The sequence below is a fragment of the Arthrobacter sp. 2MCAF14 genome (genome assembly GCF_052115645.1).
In the GTDB taxonomy this organism is placed as follows: domain Bacteria; phylum Actinomycetota; class Actinomycetes; order Actinomycetales; family Micrococcaceae; genus Arthrobacter.
Map to the genome: position 1 here is coordinate 1 of NZ_JBFRHB010000027.1, position 15,947 is coordinate 15,947.

The window sequence follows — 15,947 nt, forward strand, 5'->3', positions numbered from 1 at the left end:
CGAAGCAACAATCAGTAGTTCCTGTCGGCGGCCTCCGGTCTCCAAACTCATTTGCGGGCTCCAACCGCACCAAGTCAACGCGGGGTCACCGGGCGACCATAGAATTTTCCTCCATCCGTGGCGCGGCCGGTAGGCGGCCGATCAACTCAAAGAAAGGGCACCCGTCCGGCAACCAACAAACACCGAAAGGACAGATAGCCATGAGTGCAAGCATCCCGATGAACCTCGAGGTCCAGGTCATCGCGGTATCGGACCCGGACCGATCCAAGAAGTTTTACGAACAACTGGGTTGGCGCCTCGACGAGGACGCCGCCCCGATGGAGGGGTTGCGCATTGTCCAGTTCACCCCGCCGGGCTCGGGAACCTCGGTCGACTTCGGCATAGGTCTCAACTCGGCCAAGCCGGGCTCAGCCGTGAATACACTCGTCGTGTCCGACATTGAAGCTGCACACCACGAACTCGTCGGGCGTGACATCAAGGTGACTGACATCTGGCACGGTCCGCCGTTCCCCGTTGAGGCGCGACAGCCCGGCGTCGACCCCGAACGCACCAGTTACGCGTCCTTCTGCTCCTTCGAAGACCCCGACGGCAATCTGTGGATCGTCCAGGAAGTCACCGATCGCCTCCCAGGCCGCATCTAACAACAGGCCGCATCTAACAACAAGAAAGAAAGCAGTCCCATGGAATTCCTCACCACGCTCACCACGAACGTCCCGCATGGAACGCCAGAATCGACGGTCGACGCTACCAAGGATCGCGAGGCTATCCGCGCTGCCGAACTGGCGCAGATGGGCCACCTCCTGCGATTGTGGAGGCCGCCCACGGAGCCGGGCGAGTGGCGCACTCTCGGCCTCTGGAGCGCCAACACGGAGGCCGATCTCAAGGAGATCCTGGCCTCGCTCCCGTTGCATGTGTGGATGACTGTGAAGATCACGCCGCTGAATCCACACCCGAACGATCCCGTGGCGGCGAAGGCCTGACCAGCATCGCGGGTACGGACGATAGAAGCGCGTACTCCACAGGTCCCTGCCTCCGTGACTAGACCCTGCTTCGACGTCCTCTGACTACGCCGAAGATCAGAAGCACGATGATGGCTCCCAGGATGGACAGCAGCCAGGTCCTCAGATCGAAGAAGTCTCCCAGTCCACCACCGAAGGCGAGAGAACCGATCCAACCACCAAGAAACGCTCCGACAACTCCCAGAAGAAGGGTAAGCAGCAAGCCGCCGCCTTGCCTTCCAGGAAGAATGGCCTTTGCGATGGCGCCCGCGATCAGGCCGAGCAGAAGAAAAGCGAGAAATCCCATGGTGCATCTCCTTTGCAAACGAAGACCAGCGCCAGTCCGGCGCTTCGCCTTTGAGTCAATCAGCATGCTTACTGACAGGCAAGGCCCCGATCAAGAAATAGCCGACCCTTCACGGAGTGTTCCGCTTGCTTGGCCGCCGCGCTGCCGCCGGCTTCTTCGTCTTCTTCGGCTCGGGAACGGTAGGTGACGTGAGCGCCGCTGTCTCGGCGGTCGCCGTCTGCGTCAGCGCTGCGAGCGACGCGGCCACCGAGTGATCGGCTACCTCCTCGGGAGTGCTGTGCGCGCGAAGCACCACGAGGGACTTCGCGGCGAGAGAGACAATGCCGTCTGCTCCGACGGGTTTGGAGTCAGCGCCTACGCCGGCTGTATCGATGAGGATGTCCCAGGCCGGTGCGTACTCATCCGAAGGCAGCCTGAACTTGACCTCGTCGTCGTGGGCGTTGAAGTAGAGCAGGAAGTTGACGTCCGTGATGCGCCGGCCCTGGTTGTCCCTGCCGTGGATGCCGTCACCGTTCAGGAACACGCCCACCGAACGGCCGAAACCGTTGTCCCAGTCCTCGGGCTGCATGAGGGCTCCCTCCGGGTCGAGCCAGACGATGTCCGGAAGAGGTTCTCCCTCGCCCCTGTGCACGGGCCGGCCGTCGAAGAAGCGGCTGCGCCGGAAAGTGGGATGCTTGGCACGCAAAGCACTGACCGCGGCCGTGAACTCCACCAGCGGCTGGTCCACGCCGTCCCAGTTGATCCACGTCAGTTCGGAGTCCTGGCAGTAGCCGTTGTTGTTGCCCCGCTGGGTCCGGCCCAGCTCATCACCGTGCAACAGCATGGGCACACCCTGGGAGAGCAGCATGGTGGCGATGAAGTTCCGCTGCTGGCGGGCACGATGGCCCAGGACCTTCGGGTCCTCCGTGGGACCTTCGACCCCGCAATTCCAGGAACGGTTGTGCGATTCGCCGTCGTTGTTGCCCTCGCCGTTGGCCTCATTGTGCTTCTCGTTGTAGGAAACCAGATCCGCCAGGGTGAAGCCGTCGTGGGCCGTGACGAAGTTGATGGAAGCCACCGGGCGGCGCCCGGAATGCTCATAAAGGTCCGCCGACCCCGTCAACCGCGAAGCGAACTCGCCCAACGTGGAGGGCTCCCCGCGCCAGAAATCCCGGACCGTGTCACGGTACTTGCCGTTCCACTCCGTCCACTGCGGCGGGAAATTGCCCACCTGGTAACCACCCGGGCCCACGTCCCACGGCTCGGCGATCAACTTGACCTGCGAAACCACCGGATCCTGCTGGATCAGTTCGAAGAACGTCGACAGCTTATCCACCTCATAGAACTCCCGGGCCAACGTGGAAGCCAGATCGAAACGGAACCCGTCCACATGCATCTCCGTGACCCAGTACCGCAGGGAATCCATCAGCAACTGCAATGAATGCGGCTGGCGGACGTTCAAGGAGTTACCGGTACCGGTGTAATCCATGTAGTGCTTCTCATCACCGTCCACCAGCCGGTAGTACGCGGAGTTGTCGATGCCCTTGAACGACAGCGTCGGGCCCAGGTGGTTGCCCTCGGCCGTGTGGTTGTACACGACATCAAGAATGACCTCGATACCGGCCCGGTGGAGCGAACGGACCATGGCCTTGAAATCCTGGACCTGCTGGCCGGTGTCCCCCGCGGAGCTGTAGCTGTTGTGCGGGGCGAAGAACCCGATCGTGTTGTAGCCCCAGTAATTGTTCAGCCCCTTGTCCTCGAGAGTGCCGTCATTGACGAACTGATGGACCGGCATGAGTTCGATGGCCGTGATGCCGAGCTTCTGCAGATGGGAGATGACCGACGGGTGTGCGACGCCGGCGTAGGTGCCGCGCTGCTCTTCCGGAACCTCCGGGTGGAGCTGGGTCAGGCCCTTGACGTGCGCCTCATAGATCACGGACCGGTGGTAAGGGATCCGCGGGAGATGGTCGCCGTCCCAGTCGAAGAACGGGTTGATGACCACGCCCATCATCATGTGGGGCGCGGAGTCCTTGTCGTTGCGGGAGTCCGGATCCCCCATGTCGTAAGAAAACAGAGCGGGATCCCAGTCGATCTGGCCATGTACTGCTTTCGCGTAAGGGTCCAGGAGGAGCTTGTTGGGATTGAAGCGCTGACCGGCGGCAGGGTCATACGGACCGTGCACACGGTAGCCATACTTCTGTCCCGGCTGCACCTGCGGCAAGTAACAGTGCCACACATAACCATCGACTTCCACGACATCGACTTTGGTTTCGGAGCCGTCCTCCTGAAACAGGCAAAGCTCGACTTTTTCGGCCCTCTCGCTGAACAAGGCGAAGTTGGTTCCGGTTCCGTCGAAGGTAGCGCCAAGGGGATACGCCGATCCGGGCCAGATTTCCATTCGTACTCCTATTATGTTGTCCATCCCGGCAAGTACTAAGCTTGCTGACTATATCCCAGATCGCTCCACCACGAGATTCATTGCGCGGTGCGGTGCCTTGTTTATCCCAGGGTGGAGAGGGCCGCCGGGGCGCACTCGATCCTGACCGGAATGTCCGCGTCAACGGATTTCACTTCACCGTCGATCTGGTAAGTCAGGGGCTTGAGGGTGGTGAACGAGTAGCTGCTCACACTGGGCTGGTCTCCCAGGCCCGTCGTAGCGGCCCGCAGCGCCGTCAAGAGCACCCGCCACTTCGGCATGTGGGCAAAGAGGACCACTTCGAACTTTCCGTCAGCAAGCTTATCGTCCGCGTCGCTAAGCGTGGCGTACTTTGCCATCTCCGGAATATTCGCGAGCACAAGGCTGTCCAAGCGGCGTCGCGCACCGTCGGCCTGACGTATTTCGAAGGGCTCAAACTTCGAGAAGGTCCGCACCACGGAGACCATTTCCTTCAGGGCCCCCTTGCCGCCCTTTTCCAAGTCCATCGCCACCACCGGCGTCAGCCCGAAACCGACATAGGAGTGCGCGTACTCCCCGGGCGAATCCGCTTCCCCGCCTGCGTGCACACGCAGCAAATCGATGCTCCGCACCCGGCCCGCGGCGATCGCTTCCCCCAGCGGCTGGGTGCCGGTGCTCCGCCGGTGATCATTGGCATTGCCCGCCCCCAGCACCGCGCACACGGCCCGGGGATTGCCTCCCTGCATCACACCGTTGACCACCTCGTTGTAGCCCCCGTCACCACTAACGGAAACCACCAGCACGTCCCCGCCACCGCTCACAGCATCCCGTGCCAGCTCCACTGCATGACCGGCATGGCTCGTCGGCTGAAGCCTGATGTCCACCGGGTAGCTAAGAAGACCCTCCAGCTCGCCGAGAAGACCCTCAGCCAGCCTGCGCGCATCCCCCGTGCTGTTCGGATTGAAAATAATGACAATCGATTCAAAGGTCCGTGCAGAAGTCATTGCCGCTCCGATATTTGCTCGTGATGACTTCGGTAAGTGTACTTACAATCTTCCCCCGCACCCTAAGGGATGGGGACCGGACTACTTGGCTGACAACCAGCAAGGCCCGGTAGACTTTCGTGCCATCCTCTACCCCTCCCGGGGGTAACCGCGCGGGACGAGAAGTGAAGGCAGACCGATGGACACCCCAACACCACCGACCTCCGCTCGGCGTCCGCAGCCCGGGCGCCGCCCTTCAGCGGGCCGCGCGGAACCGGCGCGTGCAAAAGTCATCAGCTACCCGGTGCCTGTCCCTTCCGAGCCAGAGAGAGCTATGCAGGACGGGTCGGAGCGGTCCGTGACTGAGCCGGATCCGACCCTGCAGCCGGTTCCCAAAGACGCCAAAAAGGCCAAGCGATCCAAACGGAAGTGGCGCCGCAAACTCCTCCTGACGCTGATCGCCCCGCTCGTTCTGGTACAAATTATTGCCTTCATGTTCAGCATGGGCGTGACCCCGACCCGTACCGCTTACATGCTGGAGGCGGGCGAGCCGAGCGTCTACCAGTTCGTCTCGATCAACCACATGAGCCGGCACTTGCTGGCCGCGACCATCGCTCATGAAGACGAACAGCTCGGCACACGCAGCGGGGCCTTCGACCTCGGAGACCTCCAGGCGAGGGCGCAGGCCTATTTCCAGGGAAAGCCCGACCCGAGCGGTTCCACCATCCCCCAGCAGCTGGTCAAGAACATTTTCCTCTGGGATGACCAAAACGCCGTGCGCAAGGGCATTGAAGCCGTCCTGGCAACCCAGTTCAGCTACACGTTGAGCCCTCAGCGGACCTTGGAGCTCTATCTGAACTATGCCCAGTTCGGTCCCCATCTGTACGGCGTCTGTGCGGCCAGTTGGTACTACTTCGGAACACCGCCGTGGAATATGACCGATTACCAGTCGGCGCAGCTGATGGGCGTCCTCCCACTGCCGGATCTGGTCAAAAGGGACCCCAACGGAGGCATCTACCTTGGCACGGGCGTCGACCCCGCCGTGTGGAACCTTGTGAATGGGGCTGCAAACGTCTGGGTCCCCCGGCAGCTCGTTGGCCTGGGCGGATGGCAGGGGGCCGTCGCGACAATCGGAATCACGGACACCGCCGACAGCCATGCCGACCAGCGCTCCGACAACGACGCATGCTCCACCATGCCCCAAAGCGTCAGGGACCGCATCCAGAGCGAAGCCGGCTAGGACCGCCGGGACACGTCCGGCGTCGTACCCTGACTCAGCCGCGTGGCGCCGGCAAGTCCAGGTTCCAGTGGCGCGAGACCATCAGCAGCCAATCGACGTCGTCGTCGTGCCCTGCGGGTCCCGGGGTGATGAAGAACCGGGAGACAACGCGCTGCGAGCCTTCAGCGTCTCCGTAGAGCACGTCGACGGCGAAGCCCTCGCCGGCCGCTCCCGCAGTTGCGTTGCGGAAGTCGGCCGACTCCGGGTCCCGGATCGCGACCTGGCAGAATCCGGCGTCGTTGGCCGGGACGTAGATGTCCCGGGTCAGCCGGTGGAACTCCTCCACCGGTGACAACGGAGCCCTGGAGTCCGGTGGAAGGTGCCAACCGTGCAGGATCGCCACTCCCGCACCGGCGTTGCGGACAGACATCAACAGGTACACAGCGTTGTCGCTGATCTCGAGGGCAGCGTGGCCACCGCGCACCACCATCCACTTGCCTTCCATGAACCGCACCTTCTGCGGGGCGTCAGACCAGTTGGAGGGCAGTAGGATGGGGCGCAATCCATTGAGCAGGGCGCGCTCGGCCAGCCGCGCCGACCGGTTGGCCGAGCGCGTGGAAATAAACGTCGCGACGGCAAGAACGGTCGTACCGAGAGCGGTGCCGAGGTTGGAGATCAGGACCCAGTCGACCATAAGCCACATTCAACGCCTGTCCCGCCTCGTGGGCAATGGAAGCCTATCTGCCACCCTCGATCTTCCGGCTGCGCTGGTTCTGCGCCATCGGACCGTACGGGTAGACGCCGACGCGCGGTTGGCTGGCCTGCGTGAGCCGGTCAGTTTCCTCGGGGCTGAGTTCCAGGTCTGCAGCAGCCAGGTTGTCTGCTAGCTGTTCGGCTGTGCGGGCGCCGAGGATCACGGAGGTCACGGCAGGCCGGTCCGCCAACCAAGCCAGTGCAACCTGGGAGGCGCTGACGCCATGGTCCGCTGCGATCTTTTCCACTGTCCCGATGACGTCCCAAGTGCGGGGGTCGTCGTTGCGCGCCTGCCACGCTTCCATGCCGCGTTCCGGGTTTTCACCGAGGCGGGTCGCACCGGTGGGCGGCGCGTCACGCTTGTACTTGCCGGAGAGCCAACCGCCCCCCAAGGGAGACCACGGCAGCAGCCCGATTCCAGCATCCAGCGAGGCCGGAACGATCTCCGATTCGATCTCACGGACCAGCAGGCTGTACTGCGGCTGCAACGTCACCGGTGCGCTCCAGCCAAAGGCCTTGGCGACGTGGACGGCCTTGGTCAATTGCCATCCCAGGAAGTTGGAAAAACCGTAGTACGCGATCTTGCCGCTGCTGACGGAGTCGTGCAGGAAGCGCAGCGTCTCCTCCAACGGTGTGATGGGGTCCCACGCGTGCATTTGGTAGAGGTCGATCTGCTCCACGCCCAGGCGGCGCAGCGAGTCGTCCAACGCCCGCGTGAGGTGGCGTCGGGAGGTGCCGACGTCGTTCGGCGCCGTCCCCATGGGGAAGCGGCCCTTGGTGGCCAGCACCACGCGGTTCCGCGCATCGGGCCGTTCGGCCAGCCAACGGCCGATGATCTCTTCCGATACACCGGCGCTGTAAACATCGGCGGTGTCAATGAAGTTGCCGCCGGCCGCGACGTAGCTGTCCAGGATGGCTTGGGACGTTTCCTCGGTAGCCTCGGCCCCGAATGTCATGGTTCCGAGCGCGTAGTTGGAAACCACTGCGCCGCTGTTGCCCAGAGTGCGGTATTGCATGCTGTTCCTCAATCCTCGACGGGGGTGGTGCGGTTCGAATGGTAGGTGCGCCAAGTGTGTTCAGGCTCGAAGCCCAGGAGTCGCCTGGCCTTGTCGATGGAAAGCATAGTCTCGTGCTCTTCCAGATCCTTGGTCACCTTCACGTCGGGGAACACCTCCGCAGCCAGACTGGCACTGGACCGGCTCATGACCGTGTCCGCGTTTGCGATGATGAATGCTTCGAACCCCGGCTTGCCGTTTTCAAGGGCCCGGGCCACAGCCAGTGCCCCGTCGCGGCCATCGATGTAACCCCAAAGGTTCCACTTGCGCAGCTTGGCGTCGGAGTCGAAGGACGGAAACCGTTCGTAGTCTTCCGCGTCCATGACGTTGGAGAACCGCAGCCCCACTATACTCAGCTCGGGGTCCCAGCGCGTCAACTCGATGGCCATCTGCTCTTCCAAATGCTTCACGAGCGAATAGGTGCTTTCCGGCCGCGCCGGGTATTCCTCATCCACCGGGATGTACGGAGGGTCGACGTCGAACGGCAGTCCCAGGACCGTCTCACTTGAGGCGTAGACAACCTTCTTGATGCCGGCCCGGCGGGCCGCCTGAAACACGTTGTATGTCGAAAGCATGTTGTTCTCGAACGTCGCCACATCCGGGACGATGCCGGGGGCTGGAATGGCCCCCAGATGCACGACGGCGTCGAAGCCACTATGCCGGTCGTCGAGCCCCAGGAACACATCCAGCACCTGGCCATAGTCACGCAGGTCGACGATCGCCAGACCGGGGCTCCGCTCGCCCGCGCGGTCCAGGTTCAACACCTGGTGCCCGTCCCTGCTGAGCCGGCGCACTACATGCCGGCCCAGTTTTCCACTTCCACCCGTCACTGCAATTCTCATCGGTACTCCCTCGATATAACTCGGCGGTCTTGACTCGACACTAGGGCACAAGCCAGCTCTGGCGCGTGGCCCTCCCGGTCCTAGGACAGCCAGACACCCGCTCCCGCGTAATTTCCTCCGCGGATGCAACTCGCCGACACGGCGAACTTTTTCGGCATTTCAACTTGTGCCCGAGCCGCCGATCATCCACACTGGCTACAGATCCGCAGGAAAATCCTTCCGCCGATCAAGCCCGCCGGACTCTACGGCCAGCAACCGCCCCATCACAGAATGCCGGGCAGCCCCTCTCGAACCACCGCCTTCCGCCTCCCCGGGCGCACCCGGCCCGGAAGCCCGTGACCGCTGAGAGCCCGGTACTTCCCACCGAGAAAGAGCCCACGATGATCAAACGCCACTCGGACGTCGTCCTGGAAATCACCGCCCACGACCCTGACACCATCGAGAACGACCTGAACACCGCCGTCGAAATCGCCCGCGAACACGCCGGCAAGGAGCGACGTCACGGGATCCTCGTTACGCAGCACGGATTCACCAGGTACACCGTCGCAATCAGCCGGGACGTGCCCTATGGGCAGACCCTCGAACGGCGCGAGTTGCCGGGGAGCTCACAGACGAAGACGGAATCAGACTGCTGAGTCGGCCACCATGACGCGAATCAAAGCAGGTGGGAGGATGGGCGCATGGAACTGCACATTACCGGCGACCCCGCCGCCGACCAACTGCTCAGCGATGACGCGTTCGCACTTCTCATCGGCATGCTGCTAGACCAACAGGTGACCATGGAATCTGCGTTTGCCGGACCCGAAAAGATCCGGACGCGCATCGGATCCATGTCCCCTGCCGCAATCGCCGAATATGACCCGGCGGGCTTCGTCGAGGTCTTCAAGGAGCGTCCGTCCGTCCACCGTTTCCCCGGCTCGATGGCCGGCCGCGTCCAGGATCTCGCCGCGACCGTTCAGCGCGATTGGAATGGAGACGCAACCGCCATCTGGACCCAGGACAACCCAGACGGCCAGGAGGTGCTCCGCAGGTTGAAGGAATTGCCCGGCTTCGGAGAGCAAAAGGCAAAAATCTTCCTCGCACTGCTCGGGAAGCAGCGCGGACTCCAGGCACAAGGTTGGCGCGAGGCTGCCGGCGCCTACGGCCAGGAGGGCGCTTTTCTTTCTGTCGCCGACATCGTGGATCCGGAGTCGCTGAGAAAAGTTCGCGCCAACAAGCAGGCTGCCAAGGCCGCCATCAAAGCGGCGAAGGCCTCCGGAAGCTGAGAAGCACGCGACGGGCTTTGTTCCCGCCGATATCGTGAAACGCTTGCAGCATGGATCTCGAAGTGTCGCCTGCGCTCACGATTCCGACGTCGGAACTCGGCTGGCGGTTCTCCCGCTCGTCAGGGCCGGGCGGTCAACACGTCAACACCTCGGACAGCCGCGTTGAACTGTCATGGAATGTCGCCGACTCCGCAGCGCTTTCCGATGACCAACGGCTTCTGCTGGTCACGCGTCTTGGACCCCGCCTCATCGCCGGGGTGATCACCGTGACTGCCTCCGAGCAGCGGTCCCAGTTGCGGAATCGCGAAATCGCACTGGCCAAGCTCTCGCGCCTCGTGGCGGAGGGTCTTGCTCCCGAAGCGGCTGCCCGCCGGGCGAGCAAACCCACCCGGAGCTCGAAGCGCCGGCACCGGGTCGCAAAGGAACACCGGGCGGCGACGAAACAACAACGAAAACGACCGTCTGCCGAGTAGCTCGCTTAGCGAATCCCGCTGTCGACAACCAGCGTGACATGAACGGGGGTCTCCGAGATGACCACGGGCTGGGTCGCCGTCGAATGGTAACCGCCGATGTTGCTCGCCTTGATCACGTAACGACCGTCAGGCAGCGTGAGATGGAAGGCACCGGTGCCGTCGGTCCGTGTCGAGCCCCGGACAGCTTCCCCGTCCAAGGCGACAACCGCGGCCCCTGAGACGGGGCGCGGCGGACACTCCTGACCGACACGTTCGACGGGACATACCGGGGCGGTCAGGACGACGCCGGTGACAACACCGGTATGACCCGCGTCCGGACCTCCCGGACCGGCGCATCCGCACAACCACAGGGCCGCGGCCAGCAGCGTCACGAGGAATCGCTTCACTTCACTCACCAACATGTGTCGATTCAGGGAGCCGGATGAATGGGATCGATCCACTGGACTACTTCCGGGGGTTCAGCGGACTCGATATCCAGGTTAACGACTATTGGATCCTGCCCGCTGCGTACAAGTACACAACTGAGAACCTCGGTCTTGCTCGCGTTGATCTCCTGATGGGGTGCGAACGGCGGAACAAAAATGAAGTCGCCCGGACCGGCCTCTGCGACAAACTCCAGGCTGTCTCCCCATCGCATGCGTGCCAGGCCGCTGACAACGTAGATGACGCTTTCCAGTTCTCCGTGATGGTGAGGCCCGGTTTTGGCATTGGCATCAATAGTGACCGTGCCGGCCCACAGTTTGCTGGCCCCCGCCCGGGCAAGTGTGATAGCCGCCGCCCTTGCCATGCCAGGCGTCTGCGGCGTATTCGGATCGAGCTGCGAACCTGGAATGATTTTGACTCCGTGGTCGCGCCAATTCGGCTGTGGCTCAGGGCTCATTTCTTCCCTCCGCAAAGCGTGGCCGCACCCCCTGGAACAATGATAGGCGCGTCAGGTCCACCCAACCTTGCCGGCTTTCGCTCGAGCCAAGCCTCAAGAACAGGTTCTCAGGAAGCCCGTGGCACCAGCACGTTCGTGGAAGGTCACCGTGTGGCCGCTGTCGTCATGGAAGACCGCTCTCTGTCCCTCGACAGTCATGATGCCGGGCTGGTAGGGGTTGCCCCAGCCTGTCGGAGGATTGCCGTGGCCGTCGTCCAGCGGTTCGTCGGCAACAAAGAAGGAGCCCTGCACCTGTGCCTCGTAGATGCCACAGTGCGTGAATAGAGCAAAAGGGACGCCCGAAGCAGCGGATGTCGTCGAACTTGCCGGGACGCTGTTTTGCGGCGCTGCCGGCAGCGCACATCCGGTCAGCACTGCCAGCGCCGCTGCAGCGGCGATGCCTCGGCCGCATCGAGTTGCCATGGGCCAAGCCTCCCTCTCATAGGAACTGCTGATTCTGGCGCGGTCTTTCAGATGTAGCTGCAGATCCGGGCGGCGTCGCATGCCTCCGGGTCCGCAGTAGTCGCGACGGCGTGGAAATCGGCGACGGTGGCGCGCAGCGCGACGAGTTCGGAGATTTGTGCGTCGAGGTCGGCCAACTGACCGGCTAGGAGGTCGCGCACATGGGCGCAAGGGGCGCGGCCCGCATCCCGGAGAAGCAGGATTTCGCGGACCTGTGCCAAGGCCAGTCCTGCGGCGCGACCGCGGCGAATGAAGTCGAGCCTGTTAATGGTTTCGCCTGTGTAATCGCGATATCCGTTGCCGGAGCGTTTCGCAGCCGGCAACAGCCCATGCTCTTCGTAGAACCTCAAGGCCTTGCTCGTCATACCCGCCGCTTGGGCGGCTTCACCGATTCGCACCATGCACCCCGTCATCCCCCATTGACCTCCCACTGTAGGGGAAGGCGCCCATGGGGTGAAGCAGGACTAGCGCAAGTGTTCAGCGAATTCCATTTCGAAGTACCGCTTCGCCCCGACGCCGATCACGGAGATTCTTCGTTCGCCGTCCTTGAACAAGAACACCGACGGAACAGAGCTAATCCCGAAGGCACCCGCGGTTTCGGGATTCTCATCGACATTGACTTTGACAACGTCGATTTTGTCGGCGTATTCGACCGCGAGCTGTTCCAGGACCGGGGTAAGCCTGGTGCAAGGTCCAGACCAAACCGCCCAGAATTCCACGACGACGGGTTTGGCCGACTTCAGCACTTCGGCGTCGAAGGACGCGTCAGTCACTTCTCTGGTTCTTGCCATGCCTTTCAACTCCTTGAGTTGCCGGATTTGTAGTGCCGGGGTATTCCCCGCCCCATCCCCCTTCGCGGCCGTGCGACTCACAGCGCCACCCTGTGTTCCACCCTCGCACCCTCCCCTAAGGGAAATGTCATGGGGCAGAATCCTGTGATGGGTACGGTGGCCGGACTGGCGACTTGCGCGATAAGCCATCAAGCTAGGTAGGGGGGAACTGAGGGAAGGAACACTCCCTCCGCACAGGAAGGCCCCGCAATTCCTAGCCCGAAACGACCACTCACTCCATGGATCCGCACGTACCTCAAGGGCGGCGACGTAGGCAGCGCGAACGCCAAAGGCCTCGGCCCTCTCAAACCTGTCGAGCCTGCCGCCCGGCGGGAAGGCAAGCCCCTCCTCGGCGATGATCAGGTCTATGTAATGAAGAACGGCAAGGAGTACCACCCCGCGTGGTGCCACGTTGTGGCCGACAAATGGAGCAGCGCCCCGCGAGGGCTGCTTGTGACCCTCTTGGCCGACGTCGGCACACGGGCCAGGTGCCAGGAATGCGATCGCTCGTTGAAGGCGGTCACGGAACCCTTATCCGGGGAACACGAAAAGCAACCCAGGCACACCCGGCAGCCTGACACAGTAATCCCTTTGCGAGTCGTCGGGTTCTCCCATGGCATCCTGTTCCTGGCGGCTGGGCCGAAATATCAGCATCTCCTCAAGCAGACCGCGGTCGAGCCGGCCACCCCGCTGCTCGTCGATGGTTTGCGGCACGGAATTCTGCTGCGGGTGGACGCCTCCCGCCAGGAGCCACTCCTGGTTATCCAGATGGATCCCCGCGCCAAGTTCCGGAGCGGCGCTTATCAGGTGCGATTGCGTCTTCCGCTGCAGCGCTCGGCCACCAAACCCTATGCTGTGGACTCCATTGAGCCGGCGGCGCGGGCCAGGCACGCCGCACTGCACCCCCCGGTCGCTGGCGATTCGGGAAGTTGAGCCTGACCCGGTGGCGTCACCTCCGGACAGGTCCGGGAACGCGCTCTGCGAGGAACTGCGAGCCGGCGGGCCTTATCGCCGTCGCCCTTCTGCGTGCCCGCGCAGTGCACCACCGTCCGGATACCGCTCAAGGCGGCTTCGAGTCCGTCTCCGGTGTCGAGGTCACACCCCGCGAATTCGATGTCTTGCTCCGGTGTCGAGGTCACACCTCGCGAATTCGATGTCTTGCTCCGGTGGAGGTGCATGACGGCCCGCCACGCGCACCGCATGGCCCCCGTCCTGTAGGCGCGATGTCTCGAGCCGCCCAAGGGTACCGGTCCCGCCTGTCACCAAAATCGTCGATTTCATGACCGTTTCGCTTCGGATTGATTTATGCCGGGCCGTTGCCCGGCGGACCCCTGAGCACCGTCGGTATGTATTCGAGCAGCTGGAGTCGACCGTCGAAGGTCCTGTTCTCCACCATCTCAAGCGAGACGTCCGGATAGCCGTCGTAGATCCGCTCGCGCCCGGTGCTGCCCGTGATCACCGGGAAAACGACCACCCGGAATCTATCCACGAGTCCAGCGGTCAGCAACGACCGGCAGAGGCTCAGGCTCCCGAGAGTGCTCAACGGCCCGGTCCTGGTCCGTTTCATCTCCGCCACGGCCTGGACCGCGTCCCCCGTGACCAGCTCCGAGTTCGGCCACGTCAAGGGTGCCTGCAGCGTGGACGAAAAGACGACCTTCGGCACGGCAGCAAGGCCGGTCAGGGTGGCGCCCTCATCCTCGGAGAATCCCGAGCCTTCGGCCGCTGCTTCCTCCGACATCCTGGACATCAGCCGGTAGGTGTTCGCCCCGAGAAGGAAGATGTAGCCCTTCTGCCCCTCCTGATCGAGCCACGCCAGGTATTCCGGCCCCTCCAGACCCCACCAGCCGGGCCATCCCACGGCCGAGGCGTACCCGTCCAAGGATATGATCAGGTTGACCATCAGGTCCGCCGAAGTCGCCTCCGCCGCTGTCTCGCCCATGACCGTCTCCTCGAGTTTGATCGATGTCAGTGACTGCCTGACCCTCGGCCAATGACAGCCGGGTCCCGTGGCGGCAATGCTAGCCCCGGAGCGATCAGACGTTCAAGGGGCGGCGGCCCGACCTCTGCATCAAGAGCTTCGGTCGCCCGCGCCGCCCTCTCCGTGCGGCAGGTACTGAACAAACCAGTCCACGGCGAGAATCGCCGCCGCCTCCAATGTTCCGGGTTCTTCGAACAGGTGGGTGGCCCCCGGGACAAGCTCCAGCCGGTTGGGGCAGCCCATCATGGCTTGTGCCCGGCGGTTGAGTTCGAGCACCCTGTGATCCGCGCTGCCGACAATCAGGAGTGTCGGGGCGCGGACGAAGGCAAGCCTCGCGCCAGCCAGATCCGGACGGCCTCCCCTCGAGACGACTGCGCCGATCTTCTCTCCCAGTTCGGCTGCCGCCCACAACGCGGCGCCGGCGCCGGTACTCGCGCCGAAGTATCCCACGCTGCGTGAGGCGGTGTCCGGCCTTCTGCCGAGCCATCCGGTTGCCGCAATCAGCCTGCGCGCAAGCAGTTCGATGTTGAACACATTGGCACGATTGAGCTCCTCCCCTGGGCTGAGCAGGTCAAGGAGCAAGGTCCCGAGGCCCGCCCGCTGAAGCGTTGTGGCGGCGAATCTATTTCTCGCGCTATGGCGGCCGCTACCGCTTCCATGAGCAAACACCACCACGCCGGCGGTCGATCCGGGCAAGTGAAGGTGTCCTTGAAGCCATAACCCGTCAGAGGGGATCCGGACCTCCTCATCGAGGCCGCGGTCTCCTGCCGTTGAAGAGGCGTTTTGCAGGCGCTCGGCGGCAGCGGCGAGCAGCCACACCACCTCGTCGTCGCCCGTCGGGGAGAAGTCACGGTAGTGGTAACCGACGGCCGTAAGCCGTGGAGGCGTAGCAAGGCACACCACCTCGTCCGGTGCCGTCAATCCCGCGAGGACGTCCGCCGAGGCGACAGGAACGGCCAGAATCACCTTGGCGGCCCCCAAGTTCCGTGCAATGCGGCATGCCACCCTGGCGGGTGAGCCCGTAGCGATCCCGTCATCGACGACGACGGCGATGCGGCCCCTCAGATCGACGCGGTCTCGGCCAGTACGGAAACGCGCAACCCGGTCCTCGAGGATAGCCCGCTCCCGTGCCTCGACAGACCGCAGTTCTTCCCGTTTGACCCTAGTGGCAGAGAGAACGCCTCGCTCGAGCGCATATGCGCCATCCTCCCCGATGGCTCCCATCGCGAGTTCGGGCTGGGACGGGACTCCCAGCTTCCGCACGACGATCACATCCAGCGGCGCGTCCAAGGCCACTGCAACCTCAAAAGCAACCGGAACGCCGCCGCGTGGCACCCCTAGGATGACTGCCTCTTGGCCACGCAGATGCGCCAGCCGCTGCCCCAACTGCCGCCCTGCGTCAGCCCTGTCCTGAAAAATTCCCATCCCCGCGACGTTCCCATCAAGCTGCCGCGCCACGCAGCAAGAAATGCACGGGGGGCGGCCTCCT

The 15,947-nt window shown here is 63.4% G+C and carries 20 protein-coding genes; 7 read left to right on the forward strand and 13 right to left on the reverse strand.

The features are described 5' to 3' along the window. Positions 1–200 precede the first annotated feature (200 nt). The gene (locus AB4074_RS17075; RefSeq protein ID WP_441414457.1) at positions 201–641 is read left to right on the forward strand and encodes a VOC family protein; all 441 of its coding nucleotides are present in this window, start codon (positions 201–203) and stop codon (positions 639–641) included. Positions 642–680: 39 nt separating this feature from the next. Beyond that, positions 681–980: a muconolactone Delta-isomerase family protein gene (locus AB4074_RS17080; RefSeq protein WP_441414458.1), complete on the forward strand. Its 300-nt coding sequence runs from the start codon at positions 681–683 to the stop codon at positions 978–980. A 58-nt stretch (positions 981–1,038) separates the two neighbouring features. Here the strand turns inward: AB4074_RS17080 and AB4074_RS17085 are convergent, their stop codons facing one another. The 3 genes from AB4074_RS17085 to AB4074_RS17095 all read right to left on the reverse strand — a co-directional run bounded on the left by AB4074_RS17085 (position 1,039) and on the right by AB4074_RS17095 (position 4,683). Further along, positions 1,039–1,305, reverse strand: coding sequence for a GlsB/YeaQ/YmgE family stress response membrane protein (locus AB4074_RS17085; RefSeq protein ID WP_441414459.1), 267 nt, complete (start codon positions 1,303–1,305; stop codon positions 1,039–1,041). A gap of 109 nt (positions 1,306–1,414) precedes the next feature. Further along, a complete protein-coding gene (gene glgX / locus AB4074_RS17090; RefSeq protein ID WP_441414460.1) occupies positions 1,415–3,682 on the reverse strand; it encodes a glycogen debranching protein GlgX in 2,268 nt (755 codons plus the stop codon). Between the two features lie 101 nt (positions 3,683–3,783). Next, positions 3,784–4,683: a diacylglycerol/lipid kinase family protein gene (locus AB4074_RS17095; RefSeq protein WP_441414461.1), complete on the reverse strand. Its 900-nt coding sequence runs from the start codon at positions 4,681–4,683 to the stop codon at positions 3,784–3,786. 337 nt (positions 4,684–5,020) lie between these two features. Here AB4074_RS17095 and AB4074_RS17100 point away from each other — a divergent pair, with 337 nt between their 5' ends. After that, a complete protein-coding gene (locus AB4074_RS17100) occupies positions 5,021–5,902 on the forward strand; it encodes a transglycosylase domain-containing protein (protein ID WP_441414462.1) in 882 nt (293 codons plus the stop codon). A gap of 34 nt (positions 5,903–5,936) precedes the next feature. On the opposite strand, the gene AB4074_RS17105 is transcribed toward AB4074_RS17100, so the two are convergent. Genes AB4074_RS17105 through AB4074_RS17115 form a run of 3 tightly spaced genes read right to left on the reverse strand, consistent with a single transcriptional unit; the run spans position 5,937 to position 8,531 of the window. Then, positions 5,937–6,584 carry a hypothetical protein gene (locus AB4074_RS17105; protein ID WP_441414463.1) on the reverse strand — a complete coding sequence of 216 codons (648 nt, stop codon included), beginning with the start codon at positions 6,582–6,584 and terminating at the stop codon, positions 5,937–5,939. Between the two features lie 34 nt (positions 6,585–6,618). Then, positions 6,619–7,650, reverse strand: coding sequence for an aldo/keto reductase (locus tag AB4074_RS17110; RefSeq protein ID WP_441414464.1), 1,032 nt, complete (start codon positions 7,648–7,650; stop codon positions 6,619–6,621). 8 nt (positions 7,651–7,658) lie between these two features. Continuing rightward, positions 7,659–8,531 (reverse strand): NAD-dependent epimerase/dehydratase family protein, encoded by an 873-nt coding sequence (locus AB4074_RS17115; protein WP_441414465.1) that lies wholly within the window; start codon positions 8,529–8,531, stop codon positions 7,659–7,661. Positions 8,532–8,866: 335 nt separating this feature from the next. Here AB4074_RS17115 and AB4074_RS17120 point away from each other — a divergent pair, with 335 nt between their 5' ends. The 3 genes from AB4074_RS17120 to arfB are packed head-to-tail and all read left to right on the forward strand — an operon-like array spanning position 8,867 to position 10,269. Further along, positions 8,867–9,166, forward strand: a complete 300-nt coding sequence (locus AB4074_RS17120; protein WP_441414466.1) for a hypothetical protein — start codon at positions 8,867–8,869, stop codon at positions 9,164–9,166. 45 nt (positions 9,167–9,211) lie between these two features. Beyond that, a complete protein-coding gene (locus AB4074_RS17125) occupies positions 9,212–9,796 on the forward strand; it encodes an HhH-GPD-type base excision DNA repair protein (protein ID WP_441414467.1) in 585 nt (194 codons plus the stop codon). A 50-nt stretch (positions 9,797–9,846) separates the two neighbouring features. After that, the gene (gene arfB, locus AB4074_RS17130) at positions 9,847–10,269 is read left to right on the forward strand and encodes an alternative ribosome rescue aminoacyl-tRNA hydrolase ArfB (RefSeq protein WP_345450962.1); all 423 of its coding nucleotides are present in this window, start codon (positions 9,847–9,849) and stop codon (positions 10,267–10,269) included. A gap of 5 nt (positions 10,270–10,274) precedes the next feature. Here arfB and AB4074_RS17135 read toward each other — a convergent pair whose 3' ends face one another. The 5 genes from AB4074_RS17135 to trxA all read right to left on the reverse strand — a co-directional run bounded on the left by AB4074_RS17135 (position 10,275) and on the right by trxA (position 12,441). Beyond that, complete coding sequence (locus AB4074_RS17135; protein ID WP_441414468.1) at positions 10,275–10,664, reverse strand: carboxypeptidase-like regulatory domain-containing protein; 390 nt, start codon at positions 10,662–10,664, stop codon at positions 10,275–10,277. A 14-nt stretch (positions 10,665–10,678) separates the two neighbouring features. After that, entirely contained in the window at positions 10,679–11,149 is a 471-nt protein-coding gene (locus AB4074_RS17140) for a cupin domain-containing protein (RefSeq protein ID WP_441414469.1), read from the reverse strand. Positions 11,150–11,242: 93 nt separating this feature from the next. After that, positions 11,243–11,611 (reverse strand): hypothetical protein, encoded by a 369-nt coding sequence (locus AB4074_RS17145; protein ID WP_441414470.1) that lies wholly within the window; start codon positions 11,609–11,611, stop codon positions 11,243–11,245. A 47-nt stretch (positions 11,612–11,658) separates the two neighbouring features. After that, complete coding sequence (locus AB4074_RS17150) at positions 11,659–12,048, reverse strand: heavy metal-responsive transcriptional regulator (protein ID WP_441414546.1); 390 nt, start codon at positions 12,046–12,048, stop codon at positions 11,659–11,661. Between the two features lie 66 nt (positions 12,049–12,114). Continuing rightward, a complete protein-coding gene (gene trxA / locus AB4074_RS17155; RefSeq protein ID WP_441414471.1) occupies positions 12,115–12,441 on the reverse strand; it encodes a thioredoxin in 327 nt (108 codons plus the stop codon). Positions 12,442–12,852: 411 nt separating this feature from the next. On the opposite strand from trxA, the gene AB4074_RS17160 reads away from it, so the two are divergent. Next, complete coding sequence (locus AB4074_RS17160; RefSeq protein ID WP_441414472.1) at positions 12,853–13,413, forward strand: hypothetical protein; 561 nt, start codon at positions 12,853–12,855, stop codon at positions 13,411–13,413. A gap of 370 nt (positions 13,414–13,783) precedes the next feature. On the opposite strand, the gene AB4074_RS17165 is transcribed toward AB4074_RS17160, so the two are convergent. Together AB4074_RS17165 and AB4074_RS17170 are read right to left on the reverse strand one after the other, a co-directional pair. Beyond that, on the reverse strand, positions 13,784–14,419 hold the full coding sequence (locus AB4074_RS17165; RefSeq protein WP_441414473.1) for a dihydrofolate reductase family protein: 636 nt from the start codon (positions 14,417–14,419) through the stop codon (positions 13,784–13,786). A gap of 129 nt (positions 14,420–14,548) precedes the next feature. After that, on the reverse strand, positions 14,549–15,883 hold the full coding sequence (locus tag AB4074_RS17170; protein ID WP_441414474.1) for a phosphoribosyltransferase family protein: 1,335 nt from the start codon (positions 15,881–15,883) through the stop codon (positions 14,549–14,551). Between the last annotated feature and the right edge of the window lie 64 nt (positions 15,884–15,947).

What these genes read in the sequence shown, in the direction of transcription:
- AB4074_RS17075 (WP_441414457.1), top strand. Translation starts at nt 201, where the DNA reads ATGAGTGCAAGCATCCCGATGAACCTCGAGGTCCAGGTCATCGCGGTA.
- AB4074_RS17080 (WP_441414458.1), top strand. Translation starts at nt 681, where the DNA reads ATGGAATTCCTCACCACGCTCACCACGAACGTCCCGCATGGAACGCCA.
- AB4074_RS17085 (WP_441414459.1), bottom strand. Translation starts at nt 1,305, where the DNA reads ATGGGATTTCTCGCTTTTCTTCTGCTCGGCCTGATCGCGGGCGCCATC.
- glgX (WP_441414460.1), bottom strand. Translation starts at nt 3,682, where the DNA reads ATGGAAATCTGGCCCGGATCGGCGTATCCCCTTGGCGCTACCTTCGAC.
- AB4074_RS17095 (WP_441414461.1), bottom strand. Translation starts at nt 4,683, where the DNA reads ATGACTTCTGCACGGACCTTTGAATCGATTGTCATTATTTTCAATCCG.
- AB4074_RS17105 (WP_441414463.1), bottom strand. Translation starts at nt 6,584, where the DNA reads ATGTGGCTTATGGTCGACTGGGTCCTGATCTCCAACCTCGGCACCGCT.
- AB4074_RS17110 (WP_441414464.1), bottom strand. Translation starts at nt 7,650, where the DNA reads ATGCAATACCGCACTCTGGGCAACAGCGGCGCAGTGGTTTCCAACTAC.
- AB4074_RS17115 (WP_441414465.1), bottom strand. Translation starts at nt 8,531, where the DNA reads ATGAGAATTGCAGTGACGGGTGGAAGTGGAAAACTGGGCCGGCATGTA.
- AB4074_RS17125 (WP_441414467.1), top strand. Translation starts at nt 9,212, where the DNA reads ATGGAACTGCACATTACCGGCGACCCCGCCGCCGACCAACTGCTCAGC.
- arfB (WP_345450962.1), top strand. Translation starts at nt 9,847, where the DNA reads ATGGATCTCGAAGTGTCGCCTGCGCTCACGATTCCGACGTCGGAACTC.
- AB4074_RS17140 (WP_441414469.1), bottom strand. Translation starts at nt 11,149, where the DNA reads ATGAGCCCTGAGCCACAGCCGAATTGGCGCGACCACGGAGTCAAAATC.
- AB4074_RS17145 (WP_441414470.1), bottom strand. Translation starts at nt 11,611, where the DNA reads ATGGCAACTCGATGCGGCCGAGGCATCGCCGCTGCAGCGGCGCTGGCA.
- trxA (WP_441414471.1), bottom strand. Translation starts at nt 12,441, where the DNA reads ATGGCAAGAACCAGAGAAGTGACTGACGCGTCCTTCGACGCCGAAGTG.
- AB4074_RS17160 (WP_441414472.1), top strand. Translation starts at nt 12,853, where the DNA reads ATGAAGAACGGCAAGGAGTACCACCCCGCGTGGTGCCACGTTGTGGCC.
- AB4074_RS17165 (WP_441414473.1), bottom strand. Translation starts at nt 14,419, where the DNA reads ATGGGCGAGACAGCGGCGGAGGCGACTTCGGCGGACCTGATGGTCAAC.
- AB4074_RS17170 (WP_441414474.1), bottom strand. Translation starts at nt 15,883, where the DNA reads ATGGGAATTTTTCAGGACAGGGCTGACGCAGGGCGGCAGTTGGGGCAG.